The organism is Methylophaga pinxianii, from assembly GCF_020447225.1.
Classification (GTDB): Bacteria; Pseudomonadota; Gammaproteobacteria; order Nitrosococcales; family Methylophagaceae; genus Methylophaga; species Methylophaga pinxianii.
In genome coordinates this window covers 129,479-145,432 of the sequence record NZ_JAJAEO010000188.1, presented here as the reverse complement: position 1 = coordinate 145,432, position 15,954 = coordinate 129,479, and the positions used below count along the sequence as shown (strand labels likewise).

Here is a 15,954-nt window from a genome sequence, read left to right as displayed (position 1 = left end):
TTTTTTTTGGTTTATACATTGACCCTAAATATCACTTTTTTCGGTCAGAATCGCTTTGTTAGGGTTGGCTCCCACCCTATAATTCTCCTGGCTTCTGAGCCCGGCTTCATAGCTGCATCATAGTCTTCAAAGCCATCAAGGAAATCCTCAGTAGCCGCCAATTTCTGTTGATTAGCACCCGAATTTTTCAAGAGCTCCAGCACTCGCTCCTTCGAGAACTCCCCAAGATCAGGATCCTTCAATGTGTAAGGATTCACAAAAAACCTGCCTTTGTACCAACACAGCAATCTATACGTATGCTCACAGTTCTTCGCATTGCTAAATGCTGTCGGAGTGAGTTGAACCGCGCATATATCTTTAGAGTTATCACCTCTCTTTTCGGTAGCCCTATAGGCGTCAATGAATCCATTACCAAGTATCAAATCCTTCCTTCGTAGAACTAAGCCGCCGCCCAAACCTCCGCGTGGAATGAAACCAGAAACCAGCATCTGTTGGTAAAGTAAGGATGAAGCAACCAAGTACTTATGCATACCATCTTCCATGTACGAAGGCGAGTACATCACAAACATGTCGTTCATCCGGACTGAATTAAATTCCCCGGTACCCCGCACTTTACTCGCACTTGTAATCACTACTTTGTTCGGCATGCGCAGTCTAAACTTGTGGTACTGCGAATCAAGCTCGTCTGCAATCTTAACCAGCTCACCCTCACCAGCAGCTGCGATTCTGTCGGCAACCCCAAGAGCATCCATAACGAGCACTGGAGATATATTTGGCTTGTCTTTCGCGAATATTGAACTGAGCATCATTCAGCCTATCGCCCGCAGCAAGTGCAGCGTTGTATTGAAGGCGAAGTCGCAACGAAAAAGCTGTTGCCTTGCCTGCGATTGTTATGCGCTGTCACGAACATTAATCAAGCCCCAATCTGTTGGCAATAGCGATACATTCTTCACGGTTAAAATTTAAATTACTAGCAGAGTATGCGTGCTTCATTAAAGCTGGAATAGATGCATCATCACTAATCATAAATTTGTTTCTTTCAGATAACACCTTATCCAAGAAATAGATTCCTTGGGAAACCTCGACTAGCAACTGAGCAGTAATAAAGCTTATATGACTGGAAATATCATGCCTCTCTGAGCCATTTAACTCTTCTTCATTCTCAAGCCATCGCTTTATATAAATATCTCGCGTCTTATCTTTCTGTTTTATGCCCTCAATCGATCGCTCCATCCGGGACACAAGCATTCTTTGATCTGGGCTAATCATTCTATCTGTTCCGGCAAGCTCTACCATTAGGTTTTCAATTAACTTTAAATCTAGGGGGGCGGGACCTGAATAGCTCTGTTTTAAGGGGCTTCTGTATTCTTCTAGCAAGGCAGGAAACCAGCTTATAAGATCGTCCTTGAGTATAGAAAAATCGTTATAGAACGCATTTTCAAGGGCTTTGGATCGCTCTCTAAATATACTTAACGCTAGGCGGTGCCCAAGAAAAACACCTATTAGCGTACCTCAAAGAAAAGGGTACAGATTTATTTAGTATTTAGATAATTAATTAAACCTGTTCCCCTTTGAATATCCCATTTTGAAGGTTTGAATCTCAAATATCTTCCAATCGATTAGCTGACTGTGACATCACCATCATTTCATGCTCTTCAAAAGATCTGAGTTCTTCCATCAACTCTTTTGCCGAATCTATATCCGCACGGTCATGCAGGTAACGATAAAGGTCAATGATCTGCTGATGTTGATGAATGATGATTTGCATAATGTCGTTGGTCGAGAGTTCAGCAAATGGTGCATCACAATGATGATGTTGCACGATGGGGTTTTTATCAAAGTACTCATAGCACCAGGTATTTAACGCATGTTCATTCCCTGTGACTTCGAATTGGTGCACAGCATGTCCGAGCTTTTCTTCATGCTCTGACAAGTAGTTCAGCAACATTTGTGCTCGTGTATTTTCAGTTTTATCGGCACCCCGTTTCAAACATTCCTTGAGGTGTTGATGGAACTCGCTTGTCCAGTGAAGCACCTCTCTTAACGTTTCAACTTTCATAATAATTTCCTGTGTTTTTGTTTGCTGCTGATCTAGGGTCTGTTGATCTTTCATAGCCACCACTGCTGGAGGCTGTTTTTTCGTTCTACAAGGCGAAAATGATGCGGTGTAGTTGTTCTACATAAGTCATTTTCAACGCCGTAGGGCGGAAAAACAGCTCCAGCCCTTCGGGTTGAGGCTGAAATTGCACCACTCTTCGTTGCTCGTCGTTTATTTAGAATGACTAAACTGCTCTCCTCGCGCCTTAATTGGTGCAATTTCAGTCACAACAGTGGCGGCTATGAAAGATCAACAGACCCTAGGAATAGTTTGAAAGACCAGAAGAACAGCCTCTATTCCTCGCCGATATCTTCATTCCAGATTTCTGGATTTTGGGCAATAAAATCGCCGAGCATCTTGATGCATTCCTGCGAATTGAGATCGATGACCTCCACGCCATTTTCGCGAAGCCAATCCAGGCCGCCGTCGAAATTGACGGATTCGCCAACTACCACTGTGCCGAAATTGAATTGACGTGCCAGGCCGCTGCAATACCAACAGGGTGCAAGTGTTGTGACCATGATTTTGTCGCGATAGGTTTTTTGCCTTCCCGCCTTTCGAAAGGCGTCGGTCTCTGCATGAACAGAAGGATCATTTTCCTGAATTCGGCGATTGTGACCTGCACCGAGAAGTTCGCCATTTTTATTAAATACCGCAGCACCGATAGGAATGCCCCCCTCGGCTAAACCTTGTTTTGCTTCGTTGATGGCGACTTCCAGCATTGCTTTGTAGTCTAGAGTTGTCATGTCTGCGGTCCTTTCTCAGGGTGTATAGAAGCCAGATTGTATTCTCTGGACTTTCATTTCAGATGTTCTCCTGACTGATGCAAAAACAGGCATTAGATGGTTCCCAGATCAAATTTCATTTTTAGCCAACCATCATCGGTTTCAGCAGAGATGCTGTCTTGTGTTTGCAGTTGGTCAGCGTTTAACTTGCCGTTTTGTTGGATGAATTCAAACACGGCATTCTGTCTTTGTGTGGCGAGTGTTTGCAGTTGGGAGTCACTGACAGATTCGGCTTCGATGAGCTGTTTTTTGAGTTCGGCGTTGTACGCCAGCACATCTAATTTAGCTTCAGACTGATCTTCGTCGGTGCTGGTCAATTGCTGCTGGATCGTTTGCAGATCGGGACTTAAGCCCGCCGCGGTATAGAGTTGTTCCAGTATTTCCTGGCGTTGTGTTTCACGCTGTTCTTCTGAGTCTGTTTCACTCATAAGACTCTCAATGCGTTGTTCAACTGCTGTTTTTTGCAGTGCTTGTTTATCCGCCGTTTCATCAAATGGCGCAGGTATTTGTAAGGCCAGTTGTGGACGTTGCGATAAGGCCTCAACTAATTTGAGCAGTCTTTCCTGTTCTGGTGGGGCAATATCACTGCGCCCGGCACGAAAACGAATCGAATCAATGGGATCATCGTCACTGCCAATCAGGCTACCGAGAAACCGGAAAGGTGCGGTGACAATATTTCTTATCGCGTTACCAATAGCTCCCCGGATCACCGGCCCGAGAGCAAACTCAGGGTCGTTTATATCACCGCTGACAGGGATATTAAGTTCGATCACACCGTTACTGTTTTTGAGTAATGACACGGCCAGATCCAGTGGAAGATCCATGGCATCAGGTGATTCGACGCGTTCGCCTAAGCGAATATCACGGATCACAATATTGTTGGATGCCGATAAGTCGCTTTCAACAATTTCATAAGTCAGATCGATATCGGCTTTACCTTCAGCAATCTCCCGCCCGGCAAACTTGATGGTATAGGGCGTCATTGATGGTAAATCCAGATTTCTGAACGCCAGCATGATATTGGTGTGCCCGGTCACATCCAAAGGATTCACTGCACCATTGATTTCAACCAGACCAAATTCGTCTACCTGGCCTTCTAACTCAATATCGACAGGTTGCTTTGAGCTGGAAGAAAAGCCACTGATTTCGCCATTGAGTTTTTGCATATTGGCATTAAAAACAATGGGCAAGTTCTGATCGGTAAACTGCGAGCTGGCATCATTAATCTTCACCCGACCCAATGAAATGTCATAGCCGTTTGAGTCATCTGATTTTGCCGTATCGGCTTCAGCTTTCTCACTTGCCGGTTGCTCTTTTATCAGCAAGGCCAGATTGGTATCACCGTTTTCGTTGATTAATACCCGACTGTATAAGGCATCAACGATGACTTCTGAGATGGCCACGCGTTGCTCTGCAAGAGAAAAGTCCACTCTATTAACAGATAAACTGTCGAGGCTGAGCAGCTTTTCATTGAGCTTTTGGTTATCCAGTTGGAGATCTGCCAGTGTGAGGTCGCCTTGTAAGGCAAAGGGCTCTTGTTGATCGCTACTCAGACTGGCGATGATGTCAATTTTGCCATCTTGAATGTCAATATGGGCATATTCATTTAAATAGCCCTGGAGAGGCACTAGAGATAACTGATTTACATTCGCCTCGGCATTCACCGCCACAGCAGGAAACAGCTGTAAATCGCCGCTCACCTCAATATCGCCGCCAGATTCCAGACCGATAGTACTGTTAAATGGCATCTGTTGATCTTCTGCCAAGCTAAAGTTCTGCATACTGGCAGACAACATCAAAGCCAGATTGGCAGGTGTAGTTGGCTTTTGGTCTTCCATAGCCAGGGCCGTGTTATTGATTTCAATATTGGCAATATCCAGCTGCAAAGGCGGCTGATTAGTTTGATCAGGTTCGTCTTGATCGGATTTCAGCAATGCATCCATTAATTGCAACCAGTTGAGTTCGCCTTCCTGATCTCGGCTTGCTGTCAGTTTGAAATCATCCAGAGCGATGTTTTCCATACTGAGCTGATTTTCTGGGTAGGTGTAATTAGCATTGGTGACCGCCAGCGTTCCGCCTTTGAGTAACGCATCAGATTCTCCAGGCTGATGAATACTGATATCGGCCAATGCGAGGTCAATGGCGCTGAGATTCACTTTTGGCGTTTCATCGGCCAAATCAACAGTGTAAGTCACTTGCAGATCCAGTCGGCCGTCATTCAGTTCAACCGGGATCTGCGTCTTAAAATAACGATATGGCATCTGCAGGCTGAAATTATTCAGATTCGCCTGACCTGATAACTGTAACGGTGACAAGCTCAAACCACCATTTACCGCCAGTTTGGCGTCATTTTCCAGCTCGATTTGCAGATCAACATCGGCTGTTTGTCCGGCCTCAGTTGAAAAATTTTCTAGCTGAATACTGATAGGATTGAGTATGGTTTCAAACGCTTCATCGGGTACTTCATCACGATAAACGAACGCGCCATTACGATAACTAAACTGTCCGATTTGCAGGGTGAACGGTGAACCCGTCTGTTCAGCGGCTGGCTGATCGGTTTGCGCGGTCGCGGATTCAGAACCTTGTCCGGACATGTCAGCGATTAGCTGCAACCAGTCAAGTTCGCCTTCATTGTTTCTGGTGGCCGCCAGCTTGAAATCGGCCACCGATACCTCATCCAATATCAGTTGATTTTGCGGATAGCGATAACGTCCATTGCTGACCGACAGTGTTCCCGCCTCAAGTATCGCTTCTGCTGCTTCGGAAGGATGAACACTGAAGTCTGCCAGATCGATATCAATGGCACTGATATCAATCTCTGCCACTTCACCCGCCATATCAATATCATAGGCCAATTGCAGATCCAGCCGCCCTTGCTTGAGTGCAAATGGCAGTTGCGCCTGTAGATAACGATAGGGTGTTTGCAGACTGAAATTTTGCAGCTTAACCTGACCTGCCAGTTGTAACGGCGACAAGCTTAAATCACCGTCTAATTTCAGCGTGGCATCATTTTCCAGATTAATTACCAAATCCTGGTGGGCGGTTTGCCCGGCGGCGGTGGAAAAATGTTTGAGATGAATATTGATTGGGCTTAACACAGTTTCAAAACGCGTCGCAGGCACATCATCACGATAGGCAATTTCACCATCGGTATAATTGAACTCGCCAATTTCGAAGGTAAAAAGTGGCTCATCCTGCTCGCTGGCTTCTTCTGGTTCGGGATCGCTTTCAGCCTCGGCGGTTGCAACCCACTTATCGGCTAATCGGGTTAATGTATTGTCTGTATCGGTATAACGCCGGAAAAACAGTTCGGTATTCGCCAGGCTTATTTCTTCGATTCGTAGCGTGAGTGTGAAAATATGTAGCGGTTGAAGATTGAAATAAAGCTTTTCCCAAGCTGCCAGCGGTTCATCCTGCTCAGTGGTCAATTGCAGCTTGTCGACCGTCGCTTCAAAGGTATACGGATTAAAATGGATTTGTTCGACACTGGCCTTAACGCCCAGCCGCTCATTCAGCGTGTTCACCAATTGTCGTTCCGCCAGCCAGGGCAGCAACAAAAACCCTATGAGGGTATACAACACCAAAACACTGATAACCCAGATCAGCAAACGTCGATATTTTAGAAAGGTGTTTTTGACAGATTTCATTACTGGCAGCTTATCTCAGTGGTGGAGATAAGTCAGTTTACCGAAATAATGCCATGGAACGTAGGCAATGGGCTAAATTTGCTCAAATGCAGCTGATCGACAAGCCTCGGTCAGGACTGAGAGATTTCCTGCGTTTCAACCAGATGCGGTTGTGGCATGCTGAAATACGCACCTTGTGAGAAATCGATTCCTAATGCCCTAACCTGATTTTGCACTGCTTCACAGTGCACAAACTCGGCGACGGTTTTGATACCGAGACTGCGAGCAAATTGCACCACGCCGCGAGTGACCACGATGGCTGATTGATCGTCATTAAGATTTTTGATTAAACTGCCGTCAATTTTGATTAGATCGACGTTAAGTCGCAGCAAATGCTCAAAGTTGGAATAACCGCTACCAAAGTCGTCTATGGCAATTTTGCAGCCAAAGCTTTTGGCTTTATCAATAAACTGGCGAACTTCGTTGTAGTTATCGATGCCATCCGATTCGAGGATCTCAAAAATCAATCGTTTTCCCACCTGATAGGCTTCGAGCTTATCGAAAATAAACTGGGTGAGTTCCGTATCCAGTAAGTCTCGATAAGACAGGTTAATGGAGAACTCGTAGTCCAGTTTGGCAAATTTCTGGAACGACTTTTCTACCATTACCCGCGTCAACAGACTGTCCAGGCGTAGTTTGCTGGCAATCGCTAAAAATAGACCCGGGCTGATGATCTTGCCCTCTGAATCGATCATGCGGATTAAGCACTCATATTTGGTAATACGCTCGCTTTGATTGTCATATATCGGCTGAAACCACGGCAAAATGCGATCTTGTTGCAAAGCCTGCTTGAGCTGTCTGGCCCAGAACAGGTTTTGTTCATAGACTTGTTCTACATCCTGTTCACTGCTGTAAATAGAATAATTACGCGACTGCTCCCGGGCGATACTTAAAGCCGCAGTCGCATGACTAATCAGAATATCGGGTGGATTTTGTCCTGCCGGTTCAATATTCTGCTGTTCGGCAGCACCGATAGTGGCCGTCAGACTGATATCCTGATCACGCCATTGTAATTGTTGTTCCTGCAAAAAGTCACTTAACTTTCGTAAAAAGCCGGTTAAGAATTCTCTTTTCCATGACAAACCTAACAACACAAATTCATCACCGGATAAGCGGTAGAGTTTGGCAGCATTTGACTGGTTATTCTGCTCCCAGAACGTTGTAATGTTTTCGGTCAGATTTTGCAGTACCGCATCACCGCAGTCATTACCAAAAATGCTGTTTAATTCACGAAAACGGTCAATATTGATAAGGATTAAAGTGCTGTTACGGTTTTGCTCCAAATCCAGTAATAATCTCGCTCGATTGGGTAAACCAGTGAGTTGATCGGTATAAGAAGCCTGCAACTCCTGCATCAGCAAAGCGATACGATAAACCAGGTAAATTGATAGCAGCAGAATCACGATACTGGTGGCAATCAGGATGCGTTGATTAATCTGCCGCATCGGAGCGATCACCGCATCTATTTCATTTTTGGGGACGCCAACGGCAAACAGCATTTCTGCTGGCGTGGTGGCGGCATAAAGCACGTAGTTATCGTCCTCTACGCTGAATTGATGCGTATGCAGCCGTGTCTTTTTCTGACGCGCTGCCAGCGGGGTTACATCACGATTAGCGGATAGGCCAATGAAGTCCTGACTCATCACCGAATCAATGATTTTCTGCGCATATTGTTCATTATTGAGACGGCTTAAACTGGACAGTTTACGTTTGTTTTTATCAATCAATAAGGCAAACGTGTTGGGTGTAATGCTGACCTGACTTACCAGATCAATCACCTGTTTGGCCTCCCAGTCGGTTGAGACATAACCGACAACTTGTTGTTGGCGATTCAGAATAGGCTTTACCAGGGTGAGCACTGCACTGTCGGTGATGTCGTTGTAATACGCCGGTGTCCAATAAATTTTATTTCGTTGTTTTATCGAACTCTCTGCCGCTGGAATGCCGGCGAGTCTGAGCCAGCGCTGTTGTTCAAGCGGGAGCGCATTTGCATCGGCCATAATCTTGATGATTGATGATTTATCCCGAAACACATAGTGAGAAATCGACTGGCCATTCAAATTCACTTTGTCAGGATTGAACCAGATACCAACCGCTGAAGTGCCAACAAAGTCATTAAGCTTGGTCTGTAACAGCTCGGTTAACTCGGTATTGATCATCTCGGTATTGCTTTTCAGCGCGTATAAATCGGCAAATAAATCCCCAATTCGCGCCAGATCGGCAGTGTAACGCTCTAAAGCTGTTTGGGTTTGCGTAATCTTGTTGAGGTTATTAAAAAAGGTTTCTTCGATCTGTTTTTGTCGAACATCACTGATCGCTTCTTCCGAATAATTCAGATTGAGTGAAGACAGGATCCACATGCCCGCAATAAACAGGATCACCAGCATAAACAACATCCAGAGGATGAGTTTTTTCGACGAATCGACCATCAAAGACCGTAGCATCAGCAGACCACACTCTCAGACAAGCTATCATCCATTACTTTCGCCATCCAAAATTCGATGGATTTGCCGGCGAGCAGTATTCAGTGCTTCGGGGCTGACGTCTTTACGCAGTTTTTTAGCAAGCTCGACGGCTTCAGGTGAACCTTGCTGCTGAGCCACTTCATACCAGACCAAAGCTTCAGCTTTATCGTCCGGCTGTTCACTTTCCTGCAGCAACTGACCCAGTAACAAAGACGATTCGTCATAGCCAGCACGAGCAGCTTCTATCAACCAGTTTTGACCATTCCGCAGACTGGAAGGCGTACTGTTTTGCTGAACCAGTAGCGCCCCCAAAGAATGTTTCGCAGGAACATTGTTATTCAGTGCCGCACGCTGATACCACTTGATGGCCTGTTCCGGATTCTTGCGAGTACCAATTCCCGATTCATAACACCATGCAGTCATATATTGCGCATCGGCATAGCCTTCTTCTCCGGCCTTCTCAAACGCATTAAATGCGGCTTTATCATTCTGCTTGACGCCTTGTCCTGAGGCATAAAGTTCACCGAGTAAATAACGGGCCCGAGGTGACTGATCTTGTACTTTTTCAGCCCATTCAAATGACTGGGGATATTCGCCCATGGCTTTGTGAATAATCGCCATATTTAATTGAGCTCGGGCATCACCTTCAGTAGCGGGTGACAGACACGCCTGTTTGGCTTCACGGAAATTGCTGATAGTGGTTAACAGATAACAGTCATTTAACTGCTCTTTATTCACATTGGAAACAATCGCTTGATCAAGAACCGGTTTAACTGCAGTCGGTGAAATATCGGAGGGAGCGCTTGCTGATTCAGAAGTTTCTGGTTTTTCCGTGTCGGCCAAACGCAATGCAAAAGCTTCGACATCTTTCGGGCAAGAGTAATTATAACCAGCCTGATAGCGGTTTAATGAGGCTTGGGTAAGTGGACGTTTTGCATATAAATCCGCAATTTTCTGGCAGCGGACTTTACGTTCGTTGCTGACTTTGCGTAATGGTTCTGCCCGGTTTTTATCATCAATATGTCGATTGATGTAATCCGTCAACGGGTCAATATAAGGCTGTGCAAAGAGCGTATTGACCTCGGTGTCGTAGTTATGTGTTTTTGAGTTTGCAGAATTCAGCGTTTCTAATCTTTCACTGGTTTTTTCGAGCCAATGTTTGGACTGAGCAAACAGATCCTTGGGCTGGTATCCAGCGCATCCATAAAGCATGCTACTCAACGTCAATGTTATTGCGAGTCGTTGCAATGTATACCTTCAACTTCAAGTTTATTCGTGCTGAATAAGATTAATCTAATTTGTATTAAGTTTCTTTGTTTTATACAAATTTTTTGTGCTGAAATGAGCAAATCTCAGGAAGAAACCTTTCAAGGCAATCTAATAACGACTAACAAGAGGCTGTTTGCAGAAAAACCTCGTCACCGACCCGAATAACGGCACTTTGGGTGATCGCTCCGTATATACCCAGATTTTGATCCGCTTTTTGCACAATGGTTCGTAAAACGCTGCTATCTGACTCCAGTGTTTGTTGCTGGCGTGTGACGGCACCACAACGTGGGGTAGTGCTATTACAGTCTATGGTAGCTCGTCCGATACGCAATTTATTGGCTACCCAGGCTTGTTCCACTAGCCCTTGCATTCCCGGCAAAGTTTCAATGACGACATTTGGGCGAAAGCGTTGCACATCCCAATCTGCTTGCGGATTCAGTTGCTGCATATGGGCAAGCGTGGCTGTGGTGAGCAAATGAAAAGGTGTCACCAGAAAAAACGTGCCTGGCACTGAGACAAAATCTACTGCTGCTGCAGGCAAGTCATCCAGAATCGCTGGTAACGGTTCCCCCGCTTCGCGTTCAAACGTTGCCTTAAGTTCCTCCAGCCAGGTATGGGCATCTTTTTTGTGACGACGATAAAAATCTAATTGAGACAACGGGCGTAACGCTTCCAGTGTCGAAGCATGACCGATAAGTTCTGATAACAGCTCATCGATTAACGGATCGTCGCTACCAACCACCCGGCCATCCGGAAACACAATATCCACTTCATCATGAGAACCTGTCATCTCAGCACTTCGGCAACGAGCCACACAACGTAATAACTGCGGTCTGAATTTGCAGCTTTGGATCTCTTGGCGTGCCGTGTCCTGTATAGCCCAGATACGATCACCCTGCAGGCCCTTCTCACCCAGATGGCAATAGTTCAGGCTTTCGCCTGCCATACCTTTTACCGGATAACGCCAGATTTGTTTTACCGTGCCGACTTTGATCATGGGTGCTCCTGAAGGACAGTGAGGCCGATAGAGCCTGTTCAATGTTTTTTCATGATCACGCCGTTGTAATTCACGAAGGATTTAAAATTAAAAGGTGTGGAAACACCTGACTAAACGTTATTCCACCGCACCAAAACTGTTGCTGCCACTAAGTGAACGAAGTTTGTTGACGGCGAGTGATGCCGCAGCAGTGCGGGTTTCTACGCCAAGTTTGGTGAATACATGTTCCATATGTTTGTTTACTGTGCGAGGACTGGTGCCGAGAATTTCACCGATACTTTTATCGGTTTTGCCCAAAATAACCCAGTGCAACACTTCCGACTCGCGATTGGTTAGATTAAAGATCGCTCTCAAAGCTTCAATCTGCGCTGTCTCAGACTCTTCACGTAACAGAATCAGCCATTGCTCCTCACTTTGCAGATCGGCGGCATTAAAGATAAGCCGTCCGGTCGGTTTGTGCACGATATACGGGCGTAACCGTCGTTCGCCACCTTGATGTAATTGCAGGACCCATTCCTGCAAGGGATAGGGTGTATCCTGAATTAACATGCCCTGTTCTGGTGCCAGGTATTTTTCAATCAATTGGCGGGCAAGCGGCGTCTGCCAGATAATCTTACCGGTCTTGGGCAATACCGCGATAGCTGCCTGGCCAAAGGCATCCAATGCTCCCTGGGTCTGATTAATCAAACGTGAGTTTTTCAGATGCGTATTAATTCGGGCAATAACTTCGATAGGACTCAACGGTTTGGTAACGTAATCAATACCACCTGCTGAAAATCCGGCCACAACATGTTCAGACTCGGTCAAACCGGTCATAAAAATCACCGGAATGTGGCGGGTATTCAAATCCTGCTTGAGGATTCGGCAGACTTCAAAGCCATCCATACCCGGCATCAGCGCATCCAGCAACACAATATCAGGAGTGGCTTCGAGGCTGATTTTTAACGCTGACTTACCATTATCAGCCACCAAAACGGTATAACCAGATTCAACTAAAGCATCGTGTAAAAGTGCCAGCGTATCGGGTGTGTCATCGACCACCAACACTACAGCATTAAGCGAACTTTCAGACATCAGCTAATTTCTCTTCAATAAATGTTTTCATTGTCCCTAATTGAAATTTTTCAGACATTTGGCGCATTTCTGTCACAAACTGTGCACAGGCCAATCCTTTTTCATCGATTTCCTGGATCAGCTTACGCACCCCAACCAGATATCCCATGTTGATCATCTCTAATAGGTCGTTCAACACTTCGGCTGGGGGCAAAGCATAATCCGTTACCGCTGACGCCTTTGCCAGCTCCTCTTGGCTTTCTATCCATTGCAGATCTAATCGCTCACCGATCCAACCGATCAATTCGTATAAATTGACGGGTTTTAAAATAAAGTCCTTGTCGGTAATCCCTGAAGAGTTTTCCAGGTTTTTATCAAAGGCATTGGCAGAGATGATGCCGATTTTCACATCCGATTTATGCACATTACGAATCAAATGGCAGGTTTCCCAGCCATCCATTTCCGGCATCGCCAGATCCATAAAAATGATTTCTGGTTGAAATTCCGGATAGATACGCAGACATTCCGCACCCGATGCAGCTTCCCTGACCTCGAACCCTAACGGCTCAAGAATATTGAGCAGTAATTCGCGATCAACCGGCTCATTATCCACTATCAGCAGTTTACGGCGCGGTCCTTTATAGCCTACAGGCATCCGGTTCGAAATCAGCGGTAAGTCTTCTTCAACTCGTACTGATGGCAGGAACAGTCTGACAAAAAAGATGGTGCCTTTGCCAACCTGACTTTCCACATGCAAGACACCGCCCATCAACTCGGTAAGCAATTTGCTGATGGTCAGTCCTAATCCCGTTCCGCCGACACCCTGAGCAGCACTGCCTCGGACAAAAGGTTCAAATATTTTATCTAACTCGGACTGTTTAATGCCCGGACCGGTATCTTCAACTTCTATCGATAAAAATTCACGAGCATGGTTAAAGCGTAACTGAATCGCTCCCTCTTGCGTATATTTCACTGCATTACCAATGATGTTAATCAGGATCTGGCTTAAGCGTTTATGATCCGCGCGTACAATTCTTGGTAAATCAGAGCTGATTTCATATTCAAATTTCAGCCCTTTATTCAGTGCCTGCAATTCAAACATGCTGATAATTTGCTGGATATATTGAGGAAAACGCAGTGATTTGATATCAAATTGCAGTTTTCCACCCTCAATGCGGGCAATATCCAGAGTGCCTTCAATCAACGATAGTAAATGTTCACCACTCCGCAGAATGACCTTGATCGCATTTTTATTTTCGCTGCTGACATCCACATTGTTATCCATTAACTGGGCATAGCCCAGAATGCTGTTTAACGGCGTTCGCAGTTCATGACTGATACCCGTGATATAACGACTTTTGGCCTGATTTGCCTGTTCGGCAACCACCCGCGCTTGCTGTAATTCAGCATCCGTCTGTTCATGCAAAATGATTTCACGTTGTAACAAGCTGGTTTGATGGTTGGATTCCTGCTGAGCCACATTCCGACTTTGTGATGTCAGAATCAGCCACCAGACGATGATGCCACTCACCAAGACCAAAGCAAAAAAGGCTTTTAAAAAGCCAACCCTAATTTCAGGCAGGATCTGGGCGGCATTTCCGGTCAGGGTTAATGAGATATGCAGATAAATCAAACCGAAGATCGACGCCAGCAATAACACGGTCATGCCCATTAACAGTATGTAATGGCCGACTCCGTTTTGAATATAGCCCCAAAGCGACTTCGGTAGCAGTTTGGTCATTGCTGCCTGCCACTGCGAATCCAGCTTGGCATGCGGTTTACAGGCATCATTGCAGCGTGCATCCAGACAACAGCAAAGTGAACAGATCGCCCCCTGATAAGCCGGGCAATAGGCAACGTCATCTATCTCATATTCACGCTCACAAATACTGCAGGTTTCTTTGGTTTTTCCGGGATGAAACTTATACGGTTGGCGCGCCAGATAATATTTTCCTTTGGTCCACCAGGCGAACAGCGGTGAACAAATCAATGCGGTAAACATGGCAATAAAGGACGAAAAGGACTGCGCTTCCAGACCAAAAGCGCCAACAAATGCCAAAACCGACAGTATGGACGCCATAGCCATCGCGCCAACACCAACCGGATTGATATCGTATAAATAGGCGCGACGGAACTCGACCCCCTTAGGACTCAAACCCAATGGTTTATTAATCACCAGATCTGCTACCACCGCTGTGATCCAGGAAATCGCAATATTCGAGTACAAACCTAAAATCTGCTCAAGTGCCTGAAACACATCCAGCAACATCAGCATAGTGGCGATCAATACATTAAATAATAACCACACCACGCGGCCAGGATGGCTGTGCGTCAAGCGGGCAAAGAAGTTAGACCAGGCCAGTGAACCGGCATAGGCATTGGTAATGTTGATCTTGATTTGTGACAGCACCACAAAGAACACTGTGACCGCCAGCAACACATCGGCATTGGAAAACACATAGCTAAAGGCGACGTGATACATATACGTCGGGTTGACCGCTTCTTCGACCGACTTGGCGCCCATTAACACCAGATAGGCCAGTAATACCCCGGCAAACATCTTCAACATGCCGATAAAGATCCAACCGGGTCCTGCGAAAATTACTCCCAAATGCCAGCGAAAGCGATTTTTTTGCGTTTTTTCCGGCATAAATCGCAGGAAATCGACTTGTTCACCTACTTGAGGAATCAGTGCCATGCCGATGGCGATGGCCGTGCCAAACATATAAATATTAAAACCGCTGTCATAGCCCGAACCACCGGCAAAATTCATAAGGCCTCGAATGGCATTCGGCTCTTTGGCAAAAATAAAGATAAATGGCAGCACCATTAAAAACAGCCATATCGGCTGGGTAATCATCTGTATCCGGCTGATTAAGGTCACACCATGCGTCACCAGCGGAATAACAACCACGGCCGAAATCAAATACCAGACATAGATAGGCCAATCGAAATACATGCTCAGTGCATAAGCCATGATCACCGCTTCAAGCGCGAATAAAATAAAGGTGAAAGTGGCATAGACAAAAGAAGAGATGGTCGAGCCGATATAGCCAAATCCCGCGCCACGGGTCAGTAAATCCATATCCAGGCCATATTTGGCAGCGTAATAACTGATTGGCAAACTGGTGAGAAAAATAATCAGACTGATGGTCAGAATAGCCCAGAAGGCATTCACAAAACCAAAATTGACGGCCAGTGCGCCACCAATAACTTCTAAAACCAGAAAGGAAATAGCGCCTAGTGCGGTATTGGAGACACGAAAAATCGACCACTTTCTGAATGAGTGCGGTGTGAAACGCAAGGCATAATCTTCCAGCGTTTCATTGGCGACCCAGGTATTGTAATCACGACGGATTTTAACAATACGTTGCGGTGCATTATTTTCTGATGACTCCATCAAAGCGTTACTTCCCGATAAATTTAGCCCATGGCTTGATGGATCTCCGCGCTCAATCTTATTGAGTGACATTAACGTATAGCTTAACCAATCGCATCATAACGTATGCCTGCGGGGTTTTTATCTACGTAATATTACGTATTGAGGTTTTCAACGCTAGGTCAGACGGGGGATTACAGCTCCCCCGTCGGTAAAATGTCA

The 15,954-nt window shown here is 45.7% G+C and carries 10 protein-coding genes; all 10 read right to left on the bottom strand.

All coding sequences use genetic code 11. The features are described 5' to 3' along the window. Positions 1–44: 44 nt before the first annotated feature. Positions 45–809 (bottom strand): hypothetical protein, encoded by a 765-nt coding sequence (locus LGT40_RS15305; protein ID WP_226076403.1) that lies wholly within the window; start codon positions 807–809, stop codon positions 45–47. A 100-nt stretch (positions 810–909) separates the two neighbouring features. Beyond that, entirely contained in the window at positions 910–1,296 is a 387-nt protein-coding gene (locus LGT40_RS15300) for a hypothetical protein (RefSeq protein ID WP_226076400.1), read from the bottom strand. A 304-nt stretch (positions 1,297–1,600) separates the two neighbouring features. Continuing rightward, a complete protein-coding gene (locus LGT40_RS15295) occupies positions 1,601–2,059 on the bottom strand; it encodes an ATPase (protein WP_226076396.1) in 459 nt (152 codons plus the stop codon). 332 nt (positions 2,060–2,391) lie between these two features. Continuing rightward, the gene (locus LGT40_RS15290; RefSeq protein WP_226076394.1) at positions 2,392–2,844 is read right to left on the bottom strand and encodes a nucleoside deaminase; all 453 of its coding nucleotides are present in this window, start codon (positions 2,842–2,844) and stop codon (positions 2,392–2,394) included. A gap of 92 nt (positions 2,845–2,936) precedes the next feature. After that, positions 2,937–6,530, bottom strand: a complete 3,594-nt coding sequence (locus LGT40_RS15285; RefSeq protein ID WP_226076391.1) for a DUF748 domain-containing protein — start codon at positions 6,528–6,530, stop codon at positions 2,937–2,939. Between the two features lie 110 nt (positions 6,531–6,640). Next, positions 6,641–9,013, bottom strand: a complete 2,373-nt coding sequence (locus LGT40_RS15280; RefSeq protein WP_226076389.1) for an EAL domain-containing protein — start codon at positions 9,011–9,013, stop codon at positions 6,641–6,643. 27 nt (positions 9,014–9,040) lie between these two features. Further along, positions 9,041–10,246 (bottom strand): tetratricopeptide repeat protein, encoded by a 1,206-nt coding sequence (locus LGT40_RS15275; protein ID WP_226076385.1) that lies wholly within the window; start codon positions 10,244–10,246, stop codon positions 9,041–9,043. Positions 10,247–10,421: 175 nt separating this feature from the next. Further along, positions 10,422–11,300 (bottom strand): MOSC domain-containing protein, encoded by an 879-nt coding sequence (locus tag LGT40_RS15270; RefSeq protein ID WP_226076383.1) that lies wholly within the window; start codon positions 11,298–11,300, stop codon positions 10,422–10,424. A 117-nt stretch (positions 11,301–11,417) separates the two neighbouring features. Next, complete coding sequence (locus LGT40_RS15265) at positions 11,418–12,374, bottom strand: response regulator transcription factor (protein ID WP_226076380.1); 957 nt, start codon at positions 12,372–12,374, stop codon at positions 11,418–11,420. Further along, complete coding sequence (locus tag LGT40_RS15260; protein ID WP_226076377.1) at positions 12,367–15,825, bottom strand: hybrid sensor histidine kinase/response regulator; 3,459 nt, start codon at positions 15,823–15,825, stop codon at positions 12,367–12,369. The genes LGT40_RS15265 and LGT40_RS15260 overlap by 8 nt, the downstream gene beginning before the upstream one ends. Between the last annotated feature and the right edge of the window lie 129 nt (positions 15,826–15,954).

What these genes read in the sequence shown, in the direction of transcription:
- LGT40_RS15305 (WP_226076403.1), bottom strand. Translation starts at nt 809, where the DNA reads ATGATGCTCAGTTCAATATTCGCGAAAGACAAGCCAAATATATCTCCA.
- LGT40_RS15300 (WP_226076400.1), bottom strand. Translation starts at nt 1,296, where the DNA reads ATGGTAGAGCTTGCCGGAACAGATAGAATGATTAGCCCAGATCAAAGA.
- LGT40_RS15295 (WP_226076396.1), bottom strand. Translation starts at nt 2,059, where the DNA reads ATGAAAGTTGAAACGTTAAGAGAGGTGCTTCACTGGACAAGCGAGTTC.
- LGT40_RS15290 (WP_226076394.1), bottom strand. Translation starts at nt 2,844, where the DNA reads ATGACAACTCTAGACTACAAAGCAATGCTGGAAGTCGCCATCAACGAA.
- LGT40_RS15285 (WP_226076391.1), bottom strand. Translation starts at nt 6,530, where the DNA reads ATGAAATCTGTCAAAAACACCTTTCTAAAATATCGACGTTTGCTGATC.
- LGT40_RS15280 (WP_226076389.1), bottom strand. Translation starts at nt 9,013, where the DNA reads ATGCTACGGTCTTTGATGGTCGATTCGTCGAAAAAACTCATCCTCTGG.
- LGT40_RS15275 (WP_226076385.1), bottom strand. Translation starts at nt 10,246, where the DNA reads ATGCTTTATGGATGCGCTGGATACCAGCCCAAGGATCTGTTTGCTCAG.
- LGT40_RS15270 (WP_226076383.1), bottom strand. Translation starts at nt 11,300, where the DNA reads ATGATCAAAGTCGGCACGGTAAAACAAATCTGGCGTTATCCGGTAAAA.
- LGT40_RS15265 (WP_226076380.1), bottom strand. Translation starts at nt 12,374, where the DNA reads ATGTCTGAAAGTTCGCTTAATGCTGTAGTGTTGGTGGTCGATGACACA.
- LGT40_RS15260 (WP_226076377.1), bottom strand. Translation starts at nt 15,825, where the DNA reads ATGTCACTCAATAAGATTGAGCGCGGAGATCCATCAAGCCATGGGCTA.